The sequence below is a fragment of the Albidovulum sp. genome (assembly GCF_049646345.1).
GTDB lineage: Bacteria > Pseudomonadota > Alphaproteobacteria > Rhodobacterales > Rhodobacteraceae > Albidovulum.
Genome location: NZ_JBARVQ010000817.1, coordinates 1 through 2,545, shown reverse-complemented (window position 1 = coordinate 2,545; position 2,545 = coordinate 1). Strand labels below are relative to the sequence as shown.

At 60.7% G+C, this 2,545-nt stretch carries 3 protein-coding genes and 1 tRNA gene; 3 read left to right on the top strand and 1 reads right to left on the bottom strand.

Annotation, left to right across the window (positions count from 1 at the left end):
- Positions 1-5: 5 nt before the first annotated feature.
- Entirely contained in the window at positions 6-104 is a 99-nt protein-coding gene (locus WBB85_RS21435) for a transposase domain-containing protein (protein ID WP_432640605.1), read from the top strand.
- 758 nt (positions 105-862) lie between these two features.
- Here WBB85_RS21435 and WBB85_RS21430 read toward each other — a convergent pair.
- Positions 863-938: transfer RNA gene (locus tag WBB85_RS21430), tRNA-Lys, on the bottom strand.
- A gap of 97 nt (positions 939-1,035) precedes the next feature.
- Between WBB85_RS21430 and dapF the strand changes: the two genes are divergently transcribed.
- Positions 1,036-1,875 (top strand): diaminopimelate epimerase, encoded by an 840-nt coding sequence (gene dapF / locus WBB85_RS21425; protein ID WP_432640604.1) that lies wholly within the window; start codon positions 1,036-1,038, stop codon positions 1,873-1,875.
- On the top strand, positions 1,872-2,545 hold a 674-nt coding region (locus tag WBB85_RS21420), incomplete at its 3' end, for a radical SAM protein (RefSeq protein WP_432640603.1). The genes dapF and WBB85_RS21420, both read left to right, overlap by 4 nt.

Sequence of the window (2,545 nt, the reverse complement as noted above, 5' to 3'; positions counted from 1 at the left end):
ACGGCATTGATCCGCAAGCATGGCTCGTAGACACGCTCGCCCGCATCCCAGACTACAAGATCAACCGCGTCGATGACCTGCTGCCCTGGAAAACTGCTTCATAGAGGCGGTCAGGTCGGACGCTTACGTGCCAAAAACGTCTGCCGTTGCTGTTGGAGCACCGTAGAACTTCTGCGTTTCGACTGAAATCTTAATTGAAGCTCGCACCAATTGATGGTTTCGAGGTGATTTACTACCCTACGAACATCTTTCACCCCGATCTCGGTCGTGCGAACAGCGAAATCATAAGTGTCAAAATGAGGCTCGATATGCCCAAAATCGATTTCTCTGAGCCTCGCACTCACCGATATCCCGTGATTATTCATCGAGAAGGGAACGTATGGGGCTACCATAGCCCCAGCTTTGGCGGCGGGGGTGCGGCCAGCCAAGAGGCGGCGCTTTCATCGGCACAAGAGCTTCTAGATTCTGCTGTTGCAGAGCTATCCGCTCGCGGGGCGGTGATACCCTTGCCAACGCCTCCCGATCAAGTGAACGCGGATGGCGCGCAAGTTGTGTGGCTCCCTGTCATCGTATCCGGCGACCGTTTGGCCTAAAGCCGCTTCGCGTGGCTCGAACCGCGAAATAAGCCGCAACTATCTTCCTCGGCACTGCCATCGAACTCGGACCGCGTGAGGGAAACCACTGATTCAACCCCGGACTTTTGATTCTGGTTCAGGATAGACTTCCTTTCTCACCAGTTGCCGCGAGCCGGAGAAAGCCTTCTTGAGCCGCAAACTGGCAAAAAGGAACCCGGTCCTGACGAAAAAGGCAAATAACCTGACTGAAAGGGAACTCAGTCGTGATTACTCACATGCCGCAAAAGTGGTGAGCCCGACAGGATTCGAACCTGTGACCCACTGATTAAAAGTCAGTTGCTCTACCAACTGAGCTACGGGCCCATCACAGGGCGTCTCTTTAGGAAGCTCGCCAGAGGCGGTCAAGTGCAAAAGCAAGCTCCACTGGCAAAAACCTCCGCCCGGGCGTATATGGCACGCCATGAAGGACAACCGCCCCTCCGACGGCCTTGCATTCATGAAGATGCATGGTGCCGGCAATGACTTCGTGATCATCGATTCACGGGGGCGGAACCCTGTGACCACGGTGGCACTTGCTGCTGCTCTGGGCGACCGGCACAGGGGCGTCGGTTTCGACCAACTGGCCGAGATCCGCGATGCGGAGGGTGCCGATTTCGCGCTCGATTTCTGGAATTCGGATGGCAGCCGGGCCGGGGCCTGTGGCAACGCCTCGCGCTGTGTCGCCGATCACGTGATGTCGGGGCTTGCCCGTGATGCGGTCAGCTTTTTGACCGAACGCGGGACGCTCAGCGCGCTGCGCCGCGCTGATGGCCTTGTGAGCGTCAATATGGGCGCGCCGATCCTCGACTGGCAGGACGTGCCGCTTGCCAGAGAGGTGGACCTTCTGCACCTGCCGATCCCCGGCGATCCTGCGGCCGTCGGCATGGGCAACCCTCATTGCGTCTTCTTTGTCGCAGATGCCGGCGCGGTGGACCTGCCGAAGGATGGCGCAGCGATGGAGCATCATCCGCTGTTCCCCAAGGCAACCAATGTAGAATATGCCAGCCTCAGCGGCCCCGACCGCCTGCGCATGCGGGTCTGGGAACGCGGCGCGGGTATCACGCTGGCCTGCGGCTCGGGTGCCTGCGCCACCGCCGTTGCCGCGCATCTGAGGGGGCTGACCGGGCGAAAGGTGACGCTCGACCTTGACGGCGGCACGCTGGAGATCGACTGGCGCGACGATGGCGTCTGGATGACCGGCCCGACCGCACATATCTTCGATGGCTGGCTGACGGCCGATTTCATCGCCGCCCATCCATGAAACCGCCCGTCTTCTCCACCCTCGGCTGCCGCCTCAACGCCTATGAGACGGAAGCGATGAAGGAACTGGCCGCCGCAGCCGGAATTGGTGGTGCGGTGGTGGTCAATACCTGCGCCGTGACGGCCGAGGCGGTGCGCAAGGCCAAACAGGAAATACGCCGCCTGCGCCGTGAAAATCCCGAAGCGACGCTAATCGTGACCGGTTGCGCCGCCCAGACGGAACCCGACACTTTCGCGGCCATGCCGGAAGTAACGAAGGTCATCGGCAATACCGAAAAGATGCGAGGAGAGACTTGGGCTGCGCTCAAGGCCCCCGACCTGATCGGAGAGACCGAAAAGGTCATGGTCGACGATATCATGAGCGTAACCGAAACCGCCGGGCACCTGATCGACGGTTTCGGCCGCCACCGCGCCTATGTGCAGGTCCAGAACGGTTGCGATCACCGCTGCACCTTCTGCATCATCCCCTATGGGCGCGGCAATTCCCGCTCGGTCCCCGCCGGTGTCGTCGTTGACCAGATCAAGCGGCTGGTCGACAAGGGGTTCCTCGAAGTCGTCCTGACCGGGGTCGATCTGACTTCATGGGGTGCCGACCTGCCGGGCCAGCCGCATCTCGGCGATCTGGTGATGCGCATCCTCAGGCTGGTGCCCGACCTCGCGCGGCTGCGCAT